The following is a 23,318-nucleotide window of genomic DNA, read 5'->3' on the forward strand; positions in this document are numbered from 1 at the left end:
GATGGAGCGGGACATCCTAAAAAAAGCCGCGCTCATCTTCGGAGCGGCCTCCCGGTGAAGTTCGGGTTCGTCGATGGGCATCGTCAGGTCTGGCCGGTTCGCGTGATGTGCGCGGTCCTCGGCCTGTCGGCCAGCGGGTTTGTTACGCCTGGCGTGGCCGCCCCGAGAGCCAGAGGTCAGTTGCCAACCGCGCTCTGACCGAGGACATCCGCCTGATCCATGCCGAGAGCAGCGGCTGCTACGGCTCACCGCGCGTCCACGCCACCCTGCGCCGGCATGGGCGACGGATCGGTCGTTCCCGCGTGGAGCGGCTGATGCGCCGCGGCGGCCTGCGGGGTCTGGCGGCCCTGCCGCGTCGGGCCCGGACGACCGACAGCCGTCACGGTTATCCGATCGCGCCCAACAGGCTCGCCCGCAACTTCGAGGCGGCGGCTCCCAATCAGGTCTGGCTTGCCGACCGGACCTACATCCCGACCGGCGAAGGCTGGCTCTACCTCGCCGCCATCCTCGACATGCACACCCGCAAGATCGTCGGCTGGTCGATGCGCCAGACCATGCACACTGAGATCGCCCTGGACGTGCTCGACATGGCCGTCGAACGCCAGCGGCCCGCGCCCGGCGATCCACTATTCGGACAGGGGCATCCAGTACGCAGCCGAGGCCTATCGCTCTGCCCTGGCCCGATCCGGGATCACGCCGTCCATGAGCCGCAAGGGCGACTGCTGGGACAATGCGCCCATGGAGAGCTTCTTCCACACGTTCAAAACCGAACGCGTCTATCACCACGTCTACGCCACCCGCGACCAAGCCCGGCGAGACCTGTTCGGATACATCGAGGGCTTCTACAATCCCCGCCGCCTGCACTCGTCAATGAGCTATATCAGCCCCGCCGAGGACGAACGCAGAGCGGCTAAACCCCGTCCACTTTTGCGGGGGAAGATCACAAAGCGAATCCCTCAAGCTCATGGGCAAAACTGCACCATCAAACTCCGGGATCAAACATCTAGTTCGTCCCGGACGCGTCCAGCCGGCGCCAACCAACACGATCGAAGACCATCGGCGCGGGCGAACGGCCCGTGGCGCGGTCTACCTCGACAGTCAGGGTGAACAGTTGAACGTCAAACTGGCCGTCGCCGGATGGAAAACCCGAATTCCGCTTTGGCGGGATCTTGGGCTCGGCCGTCCAGCGGATCACGTCTCCCGCCTCGAGCTCGATCCGCCCTTCCGGCTCCGCCATCGGATTGACCGATTGAATCAGGGCGATGGCGTTCTCCTGCGCCCTGACCTGATCCATCGCGTCGACGGCGCGCTGCTGTCCGCGGATCATCTGGATTTGCAGTTCGAAGATCGCGCCAAGGACCAAGGCCGCGATCAGCAGCGCAACGAGCGCCTCGATCAGGCTGAAACCTGGACGCCGCCTCGTCACACCACGCCCTCGTAGACGCTGGACAGGGCCAGAACCAGCGACAAGGCCACGAAGCCAACGATCAACGAGATGAACGCGATGGCCAGCGGCTCCAGCAGTGAGGTCATCCGCTTCATCCGATCGCGCAACCGGCCCTCGTAGTTGTCCGCCATGAAACCGAACATCGTGCCGATCGCACCGGATTTCTGGCCGGCGCGAAGCATGCTGAGGTCCATCGCTTCCAGCTTGGTGTGGGCGCCAAGGGACGCGTCCAGGGTCAGGCCGGCGCGGAGATCGCCCTCCAGAATATTCAGCCCTTGTCGGAAAGGCCCGATCGGCACCGCAGCCCGCGCCAGCGCCGTCGCCGACAAGATCGGCACGCCGTTGGTTAGTGCAAAGGCGGTCAGTCGCGCCCAGGACGCGATCTCGCGCGCCTGGATCACTGGGCCGATGACCGGCATGCCGTGCGCCAACGTATAGGCGCGGGCCCGGATCGCCGGGTTGGTGACGATCACCGCAATCAGGGCGAAGACCGCGGCGATGACGATCCCGACGATGGGCAGGTTGGCGTTCGCGAACTCCCCGGCCGACAGGACCCAGCGGGACATCATCGGAACATTGGATCGATCCTCTCCGATCATCTCGCCGAAGCGCGGCACGACCTGGGTGAAGATGAAGCCGACCGCCGACACGCCCGCGAACAGCAGGAAGGCCGGATAGGTCATGGCGTTGGAGAAGTCGCGACGCAGCCGGTCCTCATAGGCCATCTGCTCGGCGGCTTCCTTGAGGACCTCCGCGATACGGCCCGACGCCTCTCCGACCCGAGCCATCGCGTAGACGTAATCCGGGAAGTCCGGGACGTGGGTCTCCAGCGCGCTGCCAAGCGAATCGCCTCGTCGCAGAGCCGCGGTCGCCGCCTGGAACTGACGTCGACCCTTCCGCGCCTGCATCCCCTGGGCCACGGTCTCGAGCGACTCGAGCAAAGACACGCCCGCCTCCAGCATCAAGGCCAGCTGGCGCAGCACCAGGACCCGTTCAGCGGGCCGCAGGGCCCGCTCCTTGCCGTCCTCGCCCGCAGCGGCCGCAGGCGCGATCTTGACCACGGTTAGTCCGTCGCCGGCGAGCTTGCGCATAATTGCCGTCTCGTCGGAGCCGTTGAGGACGCCCTTGCTGACCTGCCCGTCGCGGCCGATGGCCTCGTACTGGAATGCGCGGGGTTCACTCATGGAGTCGTCGCCGGGAAGAACAGGGGCTTGACCTTCGCGTGGGTCAGCCTCCCATGCAGGACAGGATCGGGAAAGGACCGGACATAGGGTTGGCCGCGCAGGGCCTGATACTCACGAGCATAGACGTCGCTGAGCGGTTCGGCGGCCGGACCGACGGGGCGACGGACGCCGCCAGCTTGGGTCGTAGCGCCATAGTGCAACTGGTGGAACGTCCCCTCGCCGACCAGCATAACGAACGGCGCCGAGGGGTCGGCAGTGGCGCGCTCGAAGAAGTCATAGTTGCAGAATCCGCCGCCCAAGGCCTGGAAGCCCTCGTCAAAGCCGCCCAGGGCGCGAAACCGCCCGGTCGCCATGACGAAGAAGGTCGTTTCGGGCGGGGCGGCGAAGACGCCGTCGCGATAGCTTTCGCCCAGCGCGCAGATTTCGAACAGGCGATAGCCGTCGGACGGCCAGCCGATGCCGGCCAGCAGGTCGTCCTCCGCAGCCTGGGTATAGCCCTCGGTCACCGAGACCTGCTGGACCTTGGGTCCGAGGTGAAAGCCCAGGGTCGCGACGAAGGCGCTCGGGTCGATCCGGATTGCGTCGGTGGCCGCGCGCAACAGACCGGGCGAGGCCATGCGGGCGCCGTCGATCACCACGGCGATGAGCTCGCCCCGGGCCAGCGCGGCGGCGCGATTGATGGCGCGGCACGGCGAGACGCCGCCGTCCTCCACCCGGATCACGGTCACGTCGGCGTCGGCCGGAAAGTGGTCGCGCCGGACGGGTTCGCTGGAATTATTGTCCGCTACGATGATCTCAATCGCGTCCGCTGGAAACCCGCGCTGATAGGGCGGCAGCAAGGACTGGATCGTGCGCGGCAGTTCGCGGGCCATGTCGAACCCGACAACGACGACAGACAGTAGCGGCGTCGTCATCGCGCGGCCGCCCGGAGCGCGTCCCACAACGCCGTGGCCTCGGGTGGCGGCGGCGAGGTCACGGCCTGATGGTTGAGCTCGCCATCCCGGAACGGCATCGGGCGCTCTGACGGCAGGCCGAGGGCGGCGGCCATCGCGCGAACCCGGGCCTCATAGTCGGGCGCGTCATAGTCGACGACGGCGACAGGCATCCGCGAACGCCACCCCAGGACGGCGCGGTTGTAGGCCGCCCAGATCTCCAGAGACTGCTCCAGTGAAAACCCGTTGCGTGCCGCAAGGGAGCCGGCAACAGCCAACGGGTGACGGATCGAGGCGGTCAGCCGCAGCTCCGGCAGGACTTCGAGCCAGCCGTCCAGCAGGACCGTCGCGCGCGGATCCTTGAAACCCCAGGGGCGAGGCACGGCCTCGTACTCCGCCAGGACGGCCTTCAGCGCCGCCTTCTCTTCGACGGTCCAGGCGACGGGTTCCGTCGGCGGTCGATCCCAGGCGGCGCCGACGCGGGACAGGACGGCGTCGTGCACGACCCACAGGCGTGGATCCTCACGATTGCCCTTCTTGTTGTGCGGCGCGGCGGTGTTCACCTCGCCGAGGTTGAGGCCGAGATCCTGCAGGCAGCCGGCGAGGCACGAAGTCCCTGACCGATGCATGCCGATGACGACGACGGGCGCCCCGCTCATTCACCGCTCCCGGCGATCCGATAGACCTCGGTGAGGCTGGTTTCGCCGCGTCTCGCCTTGAGCAAGCCGTCGTCCGCGAAGCTGAGGAACCCATCCTCCCGCGCGAGAGCGGTCAGTGTGTCTTCATCTGCGCTGGTCCGCAGTCCGGCGATCATGCCGGCCGACATGGGCGCGACCTCATACAGACCGACACGACCACGGAAGCCGCTCAGGCCGCATTTCGGGCAGCCGACGGGCTCGCGCCATCTGGCCGGTTCGTCGCGGGCGACGGAGCGCAGGTAGGGCGGCAGAGCCAGTTCGTGGACGGCGGCCTCGTCCGGGGTCGAGGGGCGGGCGCAGTCGGGACACAGGCGGCGGACCAGGCGCTGTCCGGCGACGCCGCGCAGGACATCGGACAGGAGGTAGTCCTCGACGCCGAGATCCAGAAGGCGGGGGATGGCGGCCAATGCGGAGTTGGTATGGACGGTGGAGATGACGAGGTGGCCCGTCAGGGCAGCCTGCACGGCGATCCGCGCTGTTTCGGGGTCGCGGATTTCGCCGACCATGATCACGTCGGGGTCCTGGCGAAGGATTGAGCGCAATCCGGCGGCGAAGGTCAGGCCGATGTCGGCGCGCACCCGCACCTGGATCACGCCCGGCAGATCCAGCTCGACCGGGTCCTCGACCGTGATGATCTTGCGCTCGCCGTCATTCAGGTGAGTCAGCAGGCGATAGATGGTCGTGGTCTTGCCGGACCCGGTCGGGCCGGTGATCAGGAAGACGCCGTTGGGATGTTCGGCGAGATCGATCAGGGTCTTTTCCTGGGGGCCGCTGACGCCCAGTTCGCGCAGCTCCGGCAGGCGGCTGGTCTTGCCCAGAAGACGTAGCACGATCGATTCGCCCCACGAGCAGGGCAGGCTCGACACCCGCAGGTCGACTTCCTGGCCCGAGACGCGGATCGACTGGCGGCCGTCCTGGGGCAAGCGGCGTTCACCGATATCCATGCCGGACAGGAGTTTGATGCGCGAGGCCACGGCGTCGAAGCTGGAACGCGGCGCGGCGCGGGCTGTGGTCAGGACGCCGTCGATGCGCATCCGCACCAGCATCCGGTCCTCATAGGGTTCGACGTGAACGTCGGAGGCGCGCCGGGTCAGGGCCTCGGCGAAGACCGAGTTGACGAAATCGATGGTCGGAGCTTCCTGGGCCAGTTCGCGCAGCCGGGCCGCATCAGCCCCGCCGGAGAAGGATCCGTCCAGCGACGGGCCGCGATCCGCGTGGATGTCCTGGGTCAGGGCCTCGATCAGCGAGCGCTGGGCCAGCAGGAATGTGACGGGTTCCTCGGTCGCCTGGCCGATTCGTTCGGCCAGCAGGGGATCGAGGGGCTGGACGGCGGCGCACAGGACGGGTCCGGGAATGGGATCGGGGCCTGCGAGCGGGGCGGCGCGCCAGGCCACGGCCTCGCGATCGGCCCACCATGACAGCGGCGAGCGGATTTCGGCGAGGAAGGCTGCGACCGCTTCGGGGGCGGGCCCGTCTTCGGGAGCGAGGACGCCGAAGCCAAGGATATCGGACAGCACGTCCAGAAGCTGGGCCTCGGAAACGGCGCCGAGGCGGACGAGGTTCAGCCCCAGCAGCCCGCCGTTCTGCGCCTGCAGCGTCAGGCCGTTGGCCAGGTCGGCGGGACGGATCATGTCCCGCGCGATCAGCTCTTCGCCGAGACGCCGGCGGTCCGGCGCTGCGGCACTGTTGAATTGCGGAATGATGATTTCGGCGGTCAGGGCGCGGCTCCGGTCATCCACGCGAGATAGCGCGTCTTCAGGGCGGCGTCACGTCGAGAGCGCGGAGGCCAGGACGGGGTCGGTCGGTGAGGATCGCGAGCGGACGCCGGAACGGCTGATGCCAGGCAAGGAACACACCCGCCCGGTGGAGAGGGCGAATCGCAATCTTTTTCGCCCTGGAACCGCCAACACCGCCGACCGATTGGCCGACGCGGCCAAGACCGCAATCGTGCGCGACTTTGAGCATCAGGCAAAGAAAAAGGGAGGGCCGAAGCCCTCCCCTCCCACAGTCCCGAAGGAGGTGGTTTTTCTTAGAAGTTAGCGTTGGTAGAAGGCGAGCCGGAGAAGCGGCCCAGGGTCTGTTCGAAGACGTCGCCTGAGGCGTCTACGTTGCGAGCCTTGGCAGTCAGAGCCGTCGAGGACGACTGGATCGAGATCTGCAGGTCGCCGCGCAGGAACTGACCGAAGCAGGTGGTCAGGGTCGCGCCCGTGATCTGCAGCTCGCCGTTCGCCGGGATGGTGAACGAGGTGGAGCAGGTCTGGTTGGAGATCGCAGCACCCGGGCCGGTGGTCACGCCGGGGGCGCGGGCCTGGCTGCTCAGCAGGCGCAGGGTAACGCCGCCGGAGGCGTTGGAAGAGCCGTTCGACAGGCGGATAACCGTCTGCTGGCCCGACTGCGGGCCGGCGATCCAAGGCGCGATGAAGTTCACGCCGTCAAGCGACACGGTGCCCGAGTTCACTGTGGTCGCGGCCGGAGCCGTCCCCGAATACCCAGATGCGTATGTCGGGAGGAATGTGGTCGTGTAGAAGCCGGCCGGAATGGCATTCTGTAGAGCCGCACTCACAGGTTGCTCGAGAACGACGTTGCGCGTCCCATCGATAAACAAGTCAGCGTCCGTGTCGCCCAAAGTGAAGACCGCCGAGTTGGCGTTAGTCGCCGGAAGGGCGGTGATGCCAGACAGTGCAACAGTCATATTAGCCGGGATGCTGCCAGCGAAGCCGATGGTAGCTCCGTTCACGATGGCCGCGGCGCTGATAGCGGCATTGGATGCGAGACCGGCGTAGAAGACGCCGCCCGAGTTATTGGTGGTGCTTGCGGCGAATACAAAGTTCGAAGCGATTACAGCCGTCCGGCCGCCGTTAGAGATGACGGCCGCGGGAGTCACGCCAGCGCCGAACAGCTTGAAGTCCGGCAGCATAGCAACGGCGTTGTTGGAGGTAACGCTCATGGTACCAACAGCCGAAGCGTATCGAACGATGGTCTGGGCGGACGTAGTGTCGATGACCGATGCGACGCCGCCGGCCAGAACCGAGGTCGAGGTCGCCAGAGTGACCGAGGCTTCAGCAGCCGAGTTGGCGAGGACGCCGGTCAGGGTGAAGCCTGTGACGTTCGACGAAGCGACGGTCGGAGCGTTAACCGTCACGATGAAAGTAATGCTGTTGGCGTCACGGCTGCCCTGGACCACCGAGAAACTGCCGGGCGTGCTGCCACTGCCGGTAACGGTTGGGGCCTGCTCGACCGTCAACCCAGCGGCGGTGCCGGTCGGAATCGTACCGCCAGCGACCGTGAAGGTTACTTGATAGGTTTGGGCAGGAGCGCCGGTGGCAATCGTGCTCGGGTTGGAGAGCCTGAGAGCGGCAACGAAGCCGCTCGCGGGCGTCTGGTTGGCGGCGTTGTCGCGCTCCGAAGCGATCGTGTAGATCGTGCGGCTGCCGGGCGTGATGTTTTGCGGGTCGAACGCGACGGTGTTGATCGAGCCCGTGACCTGGCCGGCGTTAGCCGTGCCAGCAAAGACCATGGCAGCTACCGAAGCAGCGGCGAGAAGAGTGAACTTAGTCATCTGGATGGGGTCCCCCAAAGAAACCGGTTGTGTGGACGTAGCCAACGATTGAACGCCTTCCGGCCACAGTTCGTGCCTCGATATGAGACAGGGCTGCGCCCACGGCATACGCTCCATAGCGCGGGGCGTTTCCGAGCGTCAAGTGATTTGACGCCTCAGCCGGTATCCGGGCTATGTTAAAAATGTCATATAGACCCGCCGCTTACCCACGGACTCTAAGCAAGGAAAGCTTTGCTGGTTTTGATTGCGCGCGCCGACCTCGTTCGAGTTTATTGTAGCGCTGGAACAGAATTTCGCCTTCGACAGAGCTTCGTTCTGGACAGAATGCGGCCCCGGCCCTTTGGTGGCGTGAGTCTCTTCGCGTCACGGGCGATAAAGCCTATGCGACCCCTTTGATGCAGAAAGCCCCGACTTCATGCCGAGCACCCGGATTTTCCTCGCCGCTGCGGCGCTTCTGATCGGCTCGGGTCAGGCCATGGCCCAGTCGGAAACGGCCGAGGCCGTGTCCTCGCCCCCATATGAAATCGTCGTTCCCGTTCGGGCGATGGGCCTGGACGACGCGCCGGTTCAGATCGACTTCTATTCGTCGTTCAACTGCGTCGAGTGCGCAGACTGGTACCTGACCATCCTGCCGGAGGTGAAGTCACGCTACATCGACACGGGCCAGGCGCGGTTCGTGTTTCATGATGTCGCAGTCGAGCCGATCCAGCCCTCGGTCAGGGCGGCGATGATCGGCCTGTGCGCGGATCCGGCGCATTTCTTTGACGTCGCCCTATCGTTCATGAGCGGTCAGGCCGAGGTGGTCGAAGACGGATCCAAGGTCACCCAGTGGTACGCCGACGCCATCGCAGCGGCCGGCGGCGAGCCCGCAGAGGTCGAGGCCTGCGCCGCGAGCGAGGCGACCTATAATATGGTCATCGCGCAGAACGCCGATCCCGTCGCCCGGATCATGCCGTCGTTTCCCGGGGTCATGATCAACGGCCGGGTGATCGAGTATCCGACCTTGGACAGCATCGCCTCGGCCATCCTGTTCGCGCCCACGGCGCCCTGACCCAAGGCGTCCAGGGGGGCGTCCCGCGGGCGTCCAGGCCTGCAGCCGCGCAAGATCGGGGGTGAGCGTCTGGGGCCGTTCCTCGCGAGCGGCCGGGATATCCGGCGTCTCGAACGGCATTCACACGGCTACGACCGATGACTCAGGCTGTCGAAGACCGCCTTAACCTGACGGACGACGGCGTCGGGCCCGACCTTTGATACGCTCACCGCCCGCGACCTTGCCGGGCGGGCCGATCCGGCGGTCCCAGGCGGTTTAAGGCCGTCGCCGACTTCGAGAACCGGGCCGAGGCCGAGACTTTCGACCAGCGCCCGGTCCCGGTCGTCGACGGCCACCCATTGATCGACATCGATGGAAAGGATCAGTTCGCCGGCGAGGTCGGACAGGGCGGCCGCATCGCCGGCGTCGGGTCGTGTCCGCTCCGCCGTCTCCGGGCCGGACAGGGTCTCGAGGTCGCAGATCAGCTTCAGATTGAAATCGGCCCTGGCCTGGGCGAGGACGCCGCTATGCCGGGCAATGTTCCCGGCACGACAGACCCAGACGTGGCTGTAGTCGGCGCCGTGACGCTGGAGGATGTCCTGAAGCGATTGTCCCGGGAGCCAGCCCCGGAAGACCGTGGCCCGGGGGTCCTTGTGACAATCGACCTCCTCGTCGGCGCTCAAGGCCATGATGTCGAAAGCGATGCCGATCCGGGTGAAGGCGTCCAGGATCGTCTCAAGTCGTGCGAAGCGCGCGCCCAGGCCCGCCGCCGGGATCAGGTCCTGGACCACCAGGACACGGTTTCCGCCAAACACGGCCTGGCGCGAAGCCGACGCGCGGCCGGCGCCTGCGCGGCCGGTCATCTCTCTGAACAAGGCGGCATGTCTCGTCTTCAGCAGCAGCCTGTTCCGGATCGCACCAGACATGTTCACCGTGGCGGGGCGGCCCTTGGCGAAAGACGCGTTCTCGTAATGGATGACGGTCAGACCGGTATCGACCACCGTCGTCTTGTTCAGGTCGCGCCTCATCCGAAGTGCGAAGTCGACATCCTCGTAGTAGCCGGGCGAAAACGCCTCCTCGAACCCCGACAAGGCGTCGAAGTCGGCGCGACGGAAACCGATGAAACAGCCGGAGGCATAGTCCACCGCCAGCCGCCGATTGTTGGTGACCCTGAACGCGTCGACGCCCCGGCCCATGCCGTGGGTATTGCCGAGGCGGTCCAATGAGGCCCCAACCTCCTGAAGCGTCTCGTTCGGCAAGATGACCTTGGCGCCGACCAGACCGACGGACGGGTCGTCATCCAGAATGGCGAAAACCCGGTCGAAGGCGTCGGGCTGGAACTCGATGTCGTTGTTGGCCACCAGCAGGATATCGCCTCGGGCTTTCGCAGCACCGGCATTGACGGCGGCAGGGAAGCTGAATGGCGTTGTAAGCTTTTCCACAATGACATTCGGCACGGCGGCCAGCAGCGATTCCGTATGGTCCCGGCTGCCGCTGTCGATGATAAGGATTTCCGTCTCGATGTTCCGCCGCGCGCGGAGCACCTCCATGGCGAAGGCGGCGGATTTCAGGAAGCCGGCTGTGAAGTCGGCCTGGTTCGAGACCGGGACGATAACGGACAACCTCGGCGACCCGGCAGCCGGAACGACGATACCGCCGTCGAGGATTTCGCCATAGGCGCGACGGCCTCGCTTCTCGAAAAGCGCCCTGCCGTCGTCCGGCGTGACCGCCCGTTCGGCCAACGGCGGATTTGCGACCCAGCCCCGCGACTGCCCAATCAGAATGAAATGCTCCAGAGTACTGGAGATACCCAGACGCGCCATTTCTTCTGCGACGAAGGGATAGCGACTGGCGTAGTACCAGGCGTTGAAGAACGGGTTCGGCGCGCGACCTTCTCGGGCGCCATCGAACACGTAGTGCCACTCCGGAGACGGTATCCGGCCCTCGCCCAGGGCGTCGCCCACGTCCGGATTGCTGGATAGATAGAAGTGCCGGTCGAAGTCGGGCGAGAAGTCGTAACCGGCGGCCAAGCCTTGTCTTACGAAATGTTCGAGGGGCGACCCGAACAGTCCTGCCGCGATGTCGGTCCGGACCTGCGGCTGACGCGACAGGTAAAACTCGGGATCGAAAAGAGCGGAGGTTCTAAGATCGCACGCGTCAGGCTGCGCCACGAAGTGACGAAAACCGAGGGCTTGACTGACCGAATCACGATTCAGCGTGCGGTAGGCATGATGGCAGAAAAGCGGATGTGGAGAGACTCCCGCCTCGTCACCGACCGTCAGAAAATCCAAGAACGCGAGACCATCCGGCGGGCCCGCATCCAGGTCACTGTCGGTCACCGCACGGTTCCGTCGGTAGGTTCCTTCGTCCCAAAGCCAGTGCGTTAGCGCTCCCGCCAAGGCCGCGTTCTGGGTTTCGTCCAGCCACTCGCCAATCGTGAGGCGGCTGGGCCTGCGAACCCCGGACAGGCCTTCGCTGAACAGGGGCAGCATAACGGGTGCGGGCGATCGGCGTTCGATCGGCGCATTGAAGTCCAGCCCGCCCTGAGGACGGCAATATTCTTGATTGGCGGGATGCGCGGCGAATGCGGCGGCATCGAACGAGACCAACTCCTGGAAGGCGGCCTGCGCGCTGTGTCGTGCTTGTACGATGCCCTTGAGCACACCCGTCGCCTCAACGGAAAATACGGGTCCGCCCATTCCGATGAGATCGACAGAGGTGACCCCACTGAGAAGGAGATCTGCCCATCCTGCGCGGGGACTAGGAACGTGACCGGGCGCCATCCGGGCAAGCCAATAGTCAGCATCGATGACCTGCGCGCGCGAGAGGGTCTCGCCGCCTGAAAGAACAGCCGCATCGACCAGGATGTTTTGGATGTTTGCAAACTCATCCGAGCCAGCGATAACCCTGAGGAGCTCCGACAGCGGCCGAACTTTCCAGTAGCTCATCTGGGGCGCGACATCTTCTGGCGGCCGGCCGAGAAAGATGGCGAACACGGCGGCCAGATCCACCCTCTCGACGTGCCGGTCGCTCGATGACGATGCGTCAGTCAAATCCTGTTCACGCCTTCCCTTATGAGGTTCGTCGCGCACTACGCAGCTCCCGGCCAGCATGAGTTCGAGTGGGTAGCAGGGAACATTCCGCGTTGCGAGGGGCCCGGCCGGCCGCCCATTCGGGTTCAGGCCCCGCGTCTCGAGCGGGCCTGCCTCCTAGGGCTATCCTGCTGTAAGGATGCGATATTTGACTTGCGATGGCTAGCTACGTGTGTATAGCGATAAACTATAATGAGGGGAAGTTAAAGTATGGCCACTGGCGCATTGGCACCTGATGATGAATCCTTGGTGCGGGCAGCGCGTCGGATCGTCCGTCAGTTTGATGTTTCCGCCGCCGAGCAGGGCGCCCCGATCCGGGTCACCGAAGTCCGGTCTCCGCCGGCGTCGGATCCCGCGTCGACGCGGCTCGCTATCGACGGCCTGGTCACTCAGGTCGGCCACCTTAACAACCTGTTCGCCGTTCGCGAGAGCACCTACGAAGCCGTCGTGGAGCGGTTGGAGCGCCTGGTTGTCACCATCGAAGGCCGCGTCGACGCTTTGACCTCGGATCTCGACGAGTTCCGGAGGGGAAATTCGCTGACTCGGCTCGCAGAGGCTGACGAACTCGACCGGCTGAAGTCCAGCTTGGCTGCGGAACTTTCGCCGATCCTGGAATTGTGCCGGGCCATGATCTTCGATGCCCAGGCGACCCAAGGTCTGGTTGTGGCTGATATCCAGCAGGCCGTCTCGGCCCTTTCAGCCTCGCGGGATGAGCGGTCGACGCCCACCTCATGAGGGTCTTCCACTACTGCCAGTCTATCACTTCACGTGATGCGATAGGCTATTCGACCGTCCGCCTTCATGCAGCGCTCCTGAGCGCGGGCGTTGAGTCCTATTTGGTCTGCAACGATCACAACCGGCCTCTGGCTCCGGCGGGGACGCTCGCGCTCAAGGACCTCGCCGAGTTGTTGCCGACGCGGCGAGACGTCATCATTTTTCACTATTCGTTCGCCGATAACGACACTGATCTGATCCTGCGGTTTCGCGCCAAGATTATCCTCGTATATCACAACATCACCCCTGGGCATTTCTTCCGCGCCCATGGCCAGGACGGGCTCGCCAATGCATGTGACGTCGGCCGGGCGGCGCTACCAGCGATCGTCCAACGCGCCGATATCTGCATTGGCGATTCAGATTACAATCGGACGGATTTCCCGGCCGGCGCGCGTGTTGAACAAACGATTCCGGTTTTCTACAATGACCGCTTCTTCCGTCCTTCGGCCGCGGATCACGAGCGCTTTCTGAAGGTCGGCAGCACCGGCGCTGTGAATCTGACCTTCATCGGACGGTTGGTCCCGAACAAGCGGATAGACAACGTCATTCGTGTCGCGGGCGCGATCAAAAATACCATCGGCATGACGCCAAACCTGCGGATCTTTGGGAAGATCTGGGATCGGGAATACTTCCGCTACCTCGAAAACATCGTCCTGGACCTGGGTCTGGAGACGAACGTCAAGTTCGAAGTCAACCAGCCCGGGGCGGAGCTTCGCGCGGCCTTGGCGTCATCCGATGCCTTCATCTGCATGAGCGAGCACGAAGGCTTCATGGTGCCGCTTCTGGAAGCCTTCACCGCCGGCTGTCCCGTGGTCGGCATGATGTCCACGGCCGTGACCGAGACCTGCGGCCCCGCCGGGGCCCTCTTGCCGGCCGCGGATGTCGAGGCCGCCGCCGGCATGGCCGTCGCCTTGAAGCAGGACCGCGAAAGCCGAATGGCGCTCATCCGATCCCAGAGCCGTCGTGCACAGGCGTTTGCGGAGGGGCAGACCTGGAACAAGTGGCGGATGGTCCTCGAAGACTTCGTCCCTCAGCTAAGGAACGTCTGATATGCGCATCGCTTTCGATGGGGGATCTTTTCAGCAGGGTATTCTCGGAGGAATCCACAGCGTCGCCGTGAATTTCCTGAACGCTTGCCGGCGCCTTGATCCCACGTTCGATGTGATCTTGGTTCTGGATCCCCGCTTGGGACCGGTCAACCCGATCGCCATGGCGCAGCTCAGCTGGGAGCCGCAGACGATATCGGCCGGCGTTGGCCCTGCTTATCAGTCGGAGACCAGGGCCCCGGTAGGCAGCAGCGATCCGGGCGTCAGACTCTTTGTCGACGGCAAACTGACTGACCCTGGATCCAACGGCGATTCTGTGACCTACCAAGGTCCTCGCCCCGAACGGGAGTTCGTGATCCTAAGCCGGACGGCGATGCCTAGGGACATCAACGGATCGTCGGACCTTCGAAAGCTGGGCATCGCGATCACCGGCATAGTCGCAACCGATAGTTCCAAAAGACGGTCCATCGCCTTCGATGATCGACGTCTCCACCGCGGCTATCATGCGGCGGAAGCCACCTTCCGCTGGACCGAAGGCTCCGCTTTTGTCCCCGTAGAATTCTTTGCTGATTTCGAAGATCAAATCAGGGTTGAGATCACTTACAATAAACTCCCGATCTATCCACTTTCGCCCGGCCGCCTGAGCGAAAGTCTGGAGAGCTTCCGACGCGAACTCGACGCGTTGAAGCTCGAACACACGACGGCAGAGCTTGGGGCGCGGCTGAAAGCTGACGGGTGCGAAGCCTATTTCACCAACCACTTCATTCCTGCGAAAATGCCGCAGCTAAAGCGTTTCGCCTGGGCTTACGATCTCATCCCAGTCCTGTTCCCGCAGTTCTTCCATCCTGATGCCCGGCAAAACTTCGACGCCAACATCGAAGTCTTCCGGGCCGCCGATCGCGTCTACACAATCTCGAATTCGACACTCGTCGATCTGGCCGAAACCCTGAATCTCGACCGCGAGCGGCTGCGCTATGCCGGCATCGCGGCGGACGTGAACATAGGCCCCCGCAAGCCCGATGAAGTTCTGAAGGTCTTGAAGAAATTCGACCTTCAAAAATCCGAATATATCATCATGGTTTCGACCGTGGAGCCTCGCAAAAATCACCTGAGGTTGCTGCAAGCCTACGAGATGCTGAGGCAGAGACTTCCGAAATGCCCCAAGCTCGTGATGGTCGGGCAGATGGGTTGGGACTTCCAGGAGACCCTGAATTTTCGAGATTCGCGCGGCCTGACGGCCGACACTCTGATGCTGTCCAATCTTACCGTGGACGACCTATCGTGCCTGTATACCGGCGCGCTCTTCTCCGTCTATCCGAGCGTGTACGAAGGGTTTGGGTTGCCGATCCTGGAAAGCATGGAATGCGGCACGCCCGTGCTAACTTCCAACGTCTCAAGCATGGCGGAAATCGCCGCCGACGCCGCGCTCACCGTCGACCCCTACAGTGCCGAGGATATCAGCAAAGGAATGCACAGCCTCTGTACTGACGCGGCAATGAGAGCAAACCTGATCGCCAAGGGGGATCGTCGCCGCCAAGATTATACTTGGGAAAAGACCGCCGAGATCGTCCTCAGCGACATGCGCGGCCTGCTAGCCTGATGCGTATCGCCGTTTTCGCGACCTATGACGTCAGCCCGGGGGAGAACGGAGGTGAAGCGCGGTATCTCGCCCTGTATTCGCGCCTGGCGAAGAGCCATGAGGTGCGCGTCGTCGCCTACCATTCGGGCACAGGTAACGCCTCGGCGACGGAGGTTCTGACGCCGAACTTCATCAACGTGGTCTGTGGGATCTCGCAAGCCGACAGCCAGAAAATGCATTCCTTGTTCGCCAGAACAGGGCGGTATCTTCACGATATCCTCTGTATTGAGGAATACAGTTTTACTGACGCGTTTCGTGCCGAGGTGCGAGAGGCGATCGCTTGGGCGGACGCCGTCGTCATCTCGACGCCCTTCCTCGCGCCCTTCATCAGCCCCTTGTGCAAACGTACTCAGCTCAAGATCCACGAGTCTCACAACGTCGAAGCGGACGCCAAGGCCAGCTATCTCTCGGTCGGCCGCAACCCCGTTATGATGGCCAGATTCTTGGAGCAGGTAAGGGTCGCCGAAACCTTGGCCCTATGTTCGGCGGATGCGGTGATCGCCGTCAGCGACGGCGACGCGCAGAGATTCGCAGATCTGTACGATGTTCAGGCCAGCAAACTGGTAGTCGTTCCCAACGGCGTGACCTCAGCGGACTATGACGCGGTACCACCGGAGGCCGTGGAGGCGATGCGAGGCGTACTGTCGTCGCCGGCAGGCGTGGGCCTGTTCATCGGCAGCGCGTATGGGCCCAATATCGAAAGCTACAAGCAGACGAGACTCTGGTTAGACGAGGCGGGCTTCTCTGGAAAGGTCATCGTCCTGGGGCGGATGATCGAGGCAAGGGACGATAGCTGGCCCAAGGTCGGGTTCACGGAAAACTGGTTGGGTTTCGTCGATCTCGAAACCAAGCTCCTCTTGATGAGATCAGCGGACTTCGCCTTGCAGATCGTCACCTCGGGCGGCGGCACCAATCTAAAGGTCTTCGAATACATGGCCGCTGGATTGCCGATCATCGCGAACAACTTCGGGACGAGAGGGATCGCCGATGACGGGTGGTCGCTTCGGGCAGATGATGTCCCGGAGCTGGCGACCTTGGTAACGGATAAGGCGTGGGCGAGCCTTGCAGGAACGGCGGCCGCGACCAAGGCCAAGGCTGTCGTTGAACGGGAGTACGACTGGGATATCGGGGCGCGTCGATACGATGACGTTTTTTCCCTGGCCGCCTCTGTCTCTACCGCTCCTGCACCGCGCTTAGCGCCCAAGGTTCGGCGGACGACGCGCGCGCCGAGGGCTCAGGTGTCAAAGGCTGTGCGAAGCGTCTAGACGGCGGCCCGCTGCTTTGCTCTGAGGGGAATGCCTGCGAGACTGCAGGAGAGAGCGGCACCCAAGCCAGACTGCGAAGCCGGCATCGATGATCGCAAGGAGTTCAAGACGTTGCGCCTGAAATCTCTTTTGAATCCGAAGTCGTTCAGCCACCGCAAGACCGGCGACCGCCATCGCGACAGCCGGGAATGGAAACAGGCGGCGGCCGCCTACCGGAAACATCTGGTTTCTTATCCGGACGATGCGGCAATCTGGATTCAACTCGGCCATGCCCTGAAGGAGAGCGGGGACCTCGCCGCCGCTGAACAGGCCTATGACCGCTCCGTTTCCGCCGCGCCGAACGAGCCGGAAGGCCGAGTCCATCTCGCCCACGTCCTGAAGCGCCAAGGCAAACACACCGAGGCCCTGCAGTCGTTTCGCGGTGCCTCCCGGGCGGGTGCCGACGACCTGGGCGACGAGATCGGCATGCTCATGAAGGTGGTTCAAAGCGACCTGCCGCTGACCAAGGCGAAGAATGTCTATCTGTTCTCGCTCCAGGACATGTTCTTCTATCTGGGCGTCCACTCGACCATGTCCGGGATCCAGAGGGTTCAGGCGGGGATCACCCTGGCTCTGATGGAGATGCCTGACGTCGACGTCGGATTCATCCTGACCGACTTCTCCGAACTGCTTGAGAACGGCAGCTTCTGGCTGATGCAGAACAGCGACGTGAAGGCGATGATCGAATACGCCGCCAGCGCGCAAGTCGATCACAGCCGCCTTCGCAAGCTGCTTGCGGCTTGTGAGCACAGCGCCACGCCAGTCTTCGCGGGAACGGACAACACCATAGTGTTGTCAGGAGCATTCTGGGGCCTGAACAACACGATCGACCGCTACCTCCCGGCCAAGCGCGCCGGCGCCAGGCTCGCGGCCTATATCTACGACATCATTCCGATCTCTCATCCGGAGTTCTGCGAGGCGGAACTGACCCGAGAGTTCATCACCGGCATCGGCGAGCTCTGCCTGATCTGCGACTATATCCTCACGATCTCGGACTATACCCGCACGATCCTGGACAAGTTCCTGGCTGAGAACGGAGTGCGAAAGGTGCCCACGGCCACCGTGCCGCTGGCCCACTCGCTGACGGGACCACCTGGCGACATCCAGGTCTGGCCCAAGAGCATGCAGAAGCTGCGGGGCCGCGAGTTCGTCACCTATGTGTCGACGATCGAAGGCCGCAAGAACCACGCCTATGTCGTGAACGTCTGGCGCAAGCTGATCGAACAGGGCGTTGACGTTCCGGACCTGGTCTTCGTCGGCCGCAAGGGCTGGCGCATCAACGGTCTGCTCGACCTTCTGGACGGCACCCGCAACCTGGGGGGTCGGGTCCACATCGTTCACGACCTGACCGACGCCGAACTAAACGCGGTCTATGAGAACAGCCTGTTCACCGTCTTCACCAGCTTCGTTGAAGGCTGGGGCCTGCCGGTCGGCGAAAGCCTGTTGCACCACATTCCGTGCGTCGCCTCCGATACGTCTTCTATCCCGGAAGTCGGGGGCGATTTCGTGGATTACGTGGACCCCGAGAGCATCCAGACCGGCGTCGACGTGATCGGCCGCATGATCACCGACCGCGCCTACCTGGGCTCCCGCAAGCAGAACATCGTCGACAACTTCAAGCCGCGCGGCTGGGATGACGTCGCTCGCCTGTTCGTTGAGCAGATGAAGGCTCATGCCGATCTTCCGATCGCCCCGGCCCTGCTGCCGACCTTGGCCGAGGGCCTGCAGTTCAGGCCCGGCGATCTGCGGGAAATCCGCGCGGCTCTGATCGGATATATCACCACCCCATCCCGGCTGATGATCGCCGAGAATTTCTATGGTCCCGAGCGATGGGGTGCTTGGATGCGCGGCCGATACGGAGAGATCAGCTTCCAGACCTCTCTGCCGGAGGGCACTGCGATCACGGCTTATGTCGGGCTGAACGCTGCGCCTTGGTGCAACGCCTGCCACACCACGCTTTATTTCGCCGGTAGACGCGGCGCGGAAGCCCGGGCCATCCCCGGCGTAGAAATCGAAGAAAACGGTCTGTTCCGCTTGTCGGGCGAAGTCGGTCCGGATGGCGTCTGCCGTGTCGCGATCGACGTCGAAGGCGACTACGAGCTACCGCTCGGCGAGCCTCGGGATTTCGTCCTGGGTCTGACGGGTATCGGTTACGCGCGTCGTTCGAACCTCGAGGCGCGGGCCGACCTGCTGGAGTCCTTTACCTTCGGCGCCGCCTCGACGGCCCCCATTTCTGCCGGCTGAAGCGGCTAGAGGGGCGAGAACCGTCCGTAGAGATCCTCGACCGATCCAGCCGACACCAAGTTGTCGTGGATGAAGCTCAGCGCATCCATGTCCGATTCGATCAAGAGCAGGCCGTTACGCCAGCGGTAGACATAGGGGAAAAGGCTGCGGATTTGCGTTAGCAGATTCCTCGGGTTCATGTTCCTGAAGCCGACCATCGTGAACGCGTTATACTCGATCAACGCTGATGGCTGGAACTTGCGGATCGTTTCCTCGGCGCCCTTGAGAGCGTCGGTTTCGAACCCCTCGATATCGATCTTGATGAAGTCGAGACGGTCCAGGGCCTCTTGCTCGACGAAAAGATCCACGGTCGTGGCCGGCACGATCACCATGCCCTGACGACCCAGGGTATCGCCGCTCACCACATGGCTTGCGGAGTTCGAGGAAGGGTCTTCGAAGAAACTCAGTTCGCCTGGCGCGGCGCCGAGCGCCAAATTGACCGGCCTGACCTCGCCCGGGGTCTCATTGGCCGCCACGGTTTTTTGCAACAGGGCAAAGGTGTTCGGGCTGGGCTCGAAGGCATAGACCAAGGCCCCATGGTGGGCGGCCATGACCGACGTAAGACCGATGTTCGCACCGATGTCGAGAACGACGGCCTCCAATGGAAGTCCGCGCAGAGCCCCGGATAGCATGTCGTTCGCATGATCGTCGAGACTGACGTTTTCGAAATACGAATCCCCTGCTGAACCATGGATCGTGAGAATATGATCGCCGTAGGCAATCGACCGCGTCGCGTCAGATTGTTTCAACGTTACACCCCGGTGGCGCCGGTCCCCGGTTTTGCGCCGTCGCTCCCGCCACTGAGGGCGGGCGGCTCGACGTGCGGATACGGCTGTCACGTAGCGCGAAGCTCGACGGCCTGTCCAGTTCCCATCACGCGACGCGGAAGGCCCTCGGAGAGACCGCGCCCAACGCCTCCGGACAAAATAGTGTCGCTTCGCGCGGGCAAATCTGTATTCCGGGAGGCGGTAGGCAGCGGTCATGCGGTAGCGTGTTCGACCCGGCGTCGGGAATGCGCTCTGGTTACCTCGCCTTTAGCAAGAACGCGTCATCCATCAGGACCTCATCATGCGTTTCACCGAGCAGTCGCTGGACGAGTTCGTAAGCCTTAGCGACGCCCTTGGCGGTCCCGCCACGCCGGCCTGTGAGGAATACTGGGCGAACTTTGACTATGCGCCGACGGTGCAGGTGGATCAGTCGCTTGACCCTTTTTCGGAGGCGTATGTCGATCAACAACTCGAACTCTACAAGGAGTTGTCCGGTCGCCAGTTTAACCAGTCAATCAACGAGCTTTCGCCCTTCGCACTGGGGCCGCACATTCAAGCGGTCAATCCGTACAACCACCCCAACCCGGCCGAACTTGCGATGCATGTCCAGCGGCTTTCCAAGGCCTTTCGCAAGGCCGGCATCAAGCTGAACGGCCACTTGCTGGACATGGGATGCGGCTGGGGCCTGTCTTCCGAAGTCGCTGCCTATCTTGGCCTCCAGGTGACGGGCGTAGATATCAGCCCGGACTTCGTGGCGCTGGTTAATGCCCGCGCCGAGCGCAGCGGCTGGCGGATCAAGGCGGTTCAATCCACGTTCGACGACTACCTGCCTGAGACCGCGCACGACGCGGTCTTGTTCTACGAGTGCCTGCACCACGCGGTACGCCCGTGGACGGTGTTGCAGAGGATGGCGGACAGTCTTTCGCTGCCGGACGGCCGTCTGATCCTGGCGGGCGAGCCCTTCAACAACATCTGGTGGAAGAACTGGGGGCTCCGGCTTGACGCCCTGTCAATCTATTGCATTCGCAAGTTCGGCTGGTTCGAAAGCGGCTGGTCGCTGGACTTCATGGCGGCGGTATTCGAACGGGTAGGGCTGCGGATGGATACCTATTCTGACATCGACGGAGTGATCGGCTACACGGTGATCGGGGCGCCGACGCGCGGCGTGCATCGCCTCATGCCTGAACTCTTGGCGACAACAGCGCACGAGAATCTCCACGTCGAACAGACCTGGGTGCTGCTGTCCGGCAAGGGATGGTTCGAGGCGCAGTTCCCGGCCTGTTCGCAACAGGCCTGGCTGGAGATTTCCAATCATCGAGGCAAACCGGTCGCCACCTCTGTCCGCAACGGCGAAACCGTCATCTTCGAAGGCGAAATGTCGCCGGGAGAGAACAAGGTTCTCTTGGAACGACGCCAGGGCGCGAATCGGATCGAGATTGACGCTGAAACCTGGAGCCCCTCCGAAGAACTGGGCTTGGCGGATGACCGTCGGCTGTCGCTCCACCTCACTGGCATAACGTTCGGCTGACGGGCCCGCAGTCCCAAATTGTGGTTGTCTCACGGCCTCCAGCACAGCTAAACAATCCATTCCTCCGACAGATACTAAGGTTCTCAAATGGCTCAAAAATGCGCGGTGATCACGGGCGTCACCGGTCAGGACGGCGCCTATCTGTCGCAACTGCTGCTGGGCAAGGGCTACCGCGTCGTCGGCGTCGCGCGTCGGTCGAGCCACTACGGCATGGCGACGCACCGTCTCGACTGGCTCGGTATCGGTGGTCAGGTCGAGGTGGTCGACGGCGACCTTCTGGACCTCGGCGGCATGGCCCGCATCATTCGCGACGCCCAGCCTGACGAGGTCTACAATCTCGCCGCCCAGTCGTTCGTGAAGACCTCCTGGGACCAGCCGGTCCTGACGTCCCAGGCGACAGGCGTCGGCGTCGTCAACATGCTGGAGGCCGTCCGCCTCGAAGCGCCGAAGGCCCACTTCTACCAGGCCTCCTCGTCGGAAATGTACGGCCTGATCCAGGAGCCGATCCAGAGCGAGACCACCCCCTTCTATCCGCGCTCGCCCTATGCCGTGGCCAAGCTGTTCGGTCACTGGATGACCATCAACTACCGCGAGAGCTTTGGCCTGCACGCCTCCTCGGGCATCCTGTTCAACCACGAAAGCCCCCTGCGCGGCCTGGAGTTCGTGACCCGCAAGGTCACCGACGCCGTCGCCCGCATCAAGCTGGGCCTGGCCTCCGAACTGCGCATGGGCAACATGGACGCGACCCGCGACTGGGGTCATGCCAAGGACTACGTCCGCGCCATGTGGCTGATGACCCAGCAGGAAACGGCCGATGACTATGTCGTCGCCACCAACCGCACGGTCAGCGTCCGGGCCTTCGTCGAGGCCGCCTTCGCCCATGTCGATCTGAACCCGGACAAATACATCGTCATCGACCCCGCCTTCATGCGGCCGGCCGAGGTCGAGGTCCTGCACGGCAACGCTGACAAGGCCAAACGCAAGCTCGGCTGGACGCCCGAGATCACCCTGGAACAGATGATCGGCGAGATGGTCGATGCTGACATGGCCCGGCACCGCAAAGCCGGGGCCTGAGATCGATGGCCGCTGACCGGGCGGACCATCGGGTTCTGGTGACAGGCGCGGCGGGCTTCGTCGGCTCGCGCCTGATGCAACGGCTGAAGCAGACCCCGGCCACGGTCATCGGCCTGATCGGGCCCAACGGCACGAACGATCCGGTCGCGGTCGATCTGACCGACGCCCCGGCCCTGGCCCGCATCATCGCTGACTTCCGACCCACCACGGTGATTCACCTGGCCGCCATGTCGTCCGTTGGCGACGGCAGCGTGACGCCCGACACGGTCTGGACAGTCAACTTCGACGGCACCCGCGCCCTGGCCGAGGCGATGCGCGCCCTGCCCGACCCGTCTCGCCTGATCTTCGCCTCCAGCGCGGAGGTCTATGGCCGTCAATTCAACGCCGGCCCGCGCGACGAAACCTCGGCCCTTTCGCCGGCCTCGCCCTATGCCCGCACCAAGGCCGCCTGCGAATATCTGCTGGCCGATATGGCGAGCGAGGCCCTGTCGGTGGTCGTCCTGCGCCTGTTCAACCACACCGGTCCGGGCCAGGACGAGCGGTTCGTCGCCCCCAGTTTCGCAGCCCAGATCGCGCGCGTCCTGCGCGACGGCGGCGATGAAATCCAGGTCGGAAATCTGGATGCGGTGCGCGACTTCAGCGACGTCGACGACGTCATCGAAGCCTATGTCGCCGTCATAGAAGACGCCGCGCCCGCGTCGCCCTTCGATGTCTACAATGTCGGCTCGGGCCGGCCGGTCGCCATCCGCACCATACTCGACGCCCTGGTCGAGCAGTCCGGCAGGTCGATCAAGGCCGTACCGGCACCGAACCGCATGCGCGCGTCCGACGTGCCGCGGGCGGAAGGGGTCTTCGACAAGTTCCGCGACCGCTACGGCTGGTCGGCGACGACGCCGCTTCAGGCCACCGCCGCCGCCGTCCTGAAGCACGAGATCGGCCGCCACTCCGCCTGATCACTCCC

17 protein-coding genes and 1 pseudogene are annotated in these 23,318 nt (G+C 63.8%); 10 read left to right on the forward strand and 8 right to left on the reverse strand.

Annotated elements, in window-relative coordinates; genetic code table 11:
• A pseudogene (locus ACP7AZ_RS11145) lies at positions 1-912 on the forward strand (IS3 family transposase); the annotation flags it as partial.
• 91 nt (positions 913-1,003) lie between these two features.
• Here the strand turns inward: ACP7AZ_RS11145 and ACP7AZ_RS11150 are convergent.
• From ACP7AZ_RS11150 to ACP7AZ_RS11175, 6 genes are all read right to left on the reverse strand, one after another.
• Entirely contained in the window at positions 1,004-1,426 is a 423-nt protein-coding gene (locus ACP7AZ_RS11150) for a prepilin-type N-terminal cleavage/methylation domain-containing protein (protein WP_426038727.1), read from the reverse strand.
• Entirely contained in the window at positions 1,423-2,631 is a 1,209-nt protein-coding gene (locus tag ACP7AZ_RS11155; protein ID WP_426038728.1) for a type II secretion system F family protein, read from the reverse strand. The genes ACP7AZ_RS11150 and ACP7AZ_RS11155 overlap by 4 nt, the downstream gene beginning before the upstream one ends.
• Positions 2,628-3,545, reverse strand: a complete 918-nt coding sequence (locus tag ACP7AZ_RS11160) for a glycosyltransferase family 2 protein (protein WP_426038729.1) — start codon at positions 3,543-3,545, stop codon at positions 2,628-2,630. The genes ACP7AZ_RS11155 and ACP7AZ_RS11160 overlap by 4 nt, the downstream gene beginning before the upstream one ends.
• Positions 3,542-4,222, reverse strand: coding sequence for a hypothetical protein (locus tag ACP7AZ_RS11165; RefSeq protein ID WP_426038730.1), 681 nt, complete (start codon positions 4,220-4,222; stop codon positions 3,542-3,544). Before ACP7AZ_RS11165 ends, ACP7AZ_RS11160 begins: the two co-directional genes overlap by 4 nt.
• Complete coding sequence (locus ACP7AZ_RS11170) at positions 4,219-6,000, reverse strand: GspE/PulE family protein (protein ID WP_426038731.1); 1,782 nt, start codon at positions 5,998-6,000, stop codon at positions 4,219-4,221. The genes ACP7AZ_RS11165 and ACP7AZ_RS11170 overlap by 4 nt, the downstream gene beginning before the upstream one ends.
• Positions 6,001-6,290: 290 nt before the next feature.
• Entirely contained in the window at positions 6,291-7,865 is a 1,575-nt protein-coding gene (locus ACP7AZ_RS11175) for a hypothetical protein (RefSeq protein WP_426038732.1), read from the reverse strand.
• A gap of 370 nt (positions 7,866-8,235) precedes the next feature.
• Between ACP7AZ_RS11175 and ACP7AZ_RS11180 the strand changes: the two genes are divergently transcribed.
• Positions 8,236-8,871, forward strand: a complete 636-nt coding sequence (locus ACP7AZ_RS11180; protein WP_426038733.1) for a thioredoxin domain-containing protein — start codon at positions 8,236-8,238, stop codon at positions 8,869-8,871.
• A gap of 128 nt (positions 8,872-8,999) precedes the next feature.
• Here the strand turns inward: ACP7AZ_RS11180 and ACP7AZ_RS11185 are convergent, their stop codons facing one another.
• Positions 9,000-11,513, reverse strand: coding sequence for a glycosyltransferase (locus ACP7AZ_RS11185; RefSeq protein ID WP_426038734.1), 2,514 nt, complete (start codon positions 11,511-11,513; stop codon positions 9,000-9,002).
• A 639-nt stretch (positions 11,514-12,152) separates the two neighbouring features.
• Here ACP7AZ_RS11185 and ACP7AZ_RS11190 point away from each other — a divergent pair.
• The 5 genes from ACP7AZ_RS11190 to ACP7AZ_RS11210 all read left to right on the forward strand — a co-directional run bounded on the left by ACP7AZ_RS11190 (position 12,153) and on the right by ACP7AZ_RS11210 (position 18,949).
• A complete protein-coding gene (locus ACP7AZ_RS11190; protein ID WP_426038735.1) occupies positions 12,153-12,677 on the forward strand; it encodes a hypothetical protein in 525 nt (174 codons plus the stop codon).
• Positions 12,674-13,765 (forward strand): glycosyltransferase, encoded by a 1,092-nt coding sequence (locus tag ACP7AZ_RS11195; protein WP_426038736.1) that lies wholly within the window; start codon positions 12,674-12,676, stop codon positions 13,763-13,765. Before ACP7AZ_RS11190 ends, ACP7AZ_RS11195 begins: the two co-directional genes overlap by 4 nt.
• A 1-nt stretch (position 13,766) precedes the next feature.
• Positions 13,767-15,362: a glycosyltransferase family 4 protein gene (locus tag ACP7AZ_RS11200; RefSeq protein ID WP_426038737.1), complete on the forward strand. Its 1,596-nt coding sequence runs from the start codon at positions 13,767-13,769 to the stop codon at positions 15,360-15,362.
• Positions 15,362-16,666, forward strand: coding sequence for a glycosyltransferase family 4 protein (locus ACP7AZ_RS11205; RefSeq protein ID WP_426038738.1), 1,305 nt, complete (start codon positions 15,362-15,364; stop codon positions 16,664-16,666). The genes ACP7AZ_RS11200 and ACP7AZ_RS11205 overlap by 1 nt, the downstream gene beginning before the upstream one ends.
• Before the next feature lie 111 nt (positions 16,667-16,777).
• The gene (locus tag ACP7AZ_RS11210) at positions 16,778-18,949 is read left to right on the forward strand and encodes a glycosyltransferase (protein ID WP_426038739.1); all 2,172 of its coding nucleotides are present in this window, start codon (positions 16,778-16,780) and stop codon (positions 18,947-18,949) included.
• A 5-nt stretch (positions 18,950-18,954) separates the two neighbouring features.
• On the opposite strand, the gene ACP7AZ_RS11215 is transcribed toward ACP7AZ_RS11210, so the two are convergent.
• Positions 18,955-19,737, reverse strand: a complete 783-nt coding sequence (locus ACP7AZ_RS11215; RefSeq protein ID WP_426038740.1) for an FkbM family methyltransferase — start codon at positions 19,735-19,737, stop codon at positions 18,955-18,957.
• A 319-nt stretch (positions 19,738-20,056) separates the two neighbouring features.
• Here ACP7AZ_RS11215 and ACP7AZ_RS11220 point away from each other — a divergent pair, with 319 nt between their 5' ends.
• The 3 genes from ACP7AZ_RS11220 to ACP7AZ_RS11230 all read left to right on the forward strand — a co-directional run bounded on the left by ACP7AZ_RS11220 (position 20,057) and on the right by ACP7AZ_RS11230 (position 23,310).
• Positions 20,057-21,283, forward strand: a complete 1,227-nt coding sequence (locus tag ACP7AZ_RS11220) for a class I SAM-dependent methyltransferase (RefSeq protein ID WP_426038741.1) — start codon at positions 20,057-20,059, stop codon at positions 21,281-21,283.
• 87 nt (positions 21,284-21,370) lie between these two features.
• Positions 21,371-22,357, forward strand: coding sequence for a GDP-mannose 4,6-dehydratase (locus tag ACP7AZ_RS11225; RefSeq protein WP_426038742.1), 987 nt, complete (start codon positions 21,371-21,373; stop codon positions 22,355-22,357).
• Positions 22,358-22,362: 5 nt separating this feature from the next.
• Positions 22,363-23,310: an NAD-dependent epimerase/dehydratase family protein gene (locus tag ACP7AZ_RS11230; protein ID WP_426038743.1), complete on the forward strand. Its 948-nt coding sequence runs from the start codon at positions 22,363-22,365 to the stop codon at positions 23,308-23,310.
• Positions 23,311-23,318: the final 8 nt, after the last annotated feature.

Source organism: Brevundimonas sp. DC300-4 (genome assembly GCF_049897365.1).
Lineage (GTDB): Bacteria > Pseudomonadota > Alphaproteobacteria > Caulobacterales > Caulobacteraceae > Brevundimonas.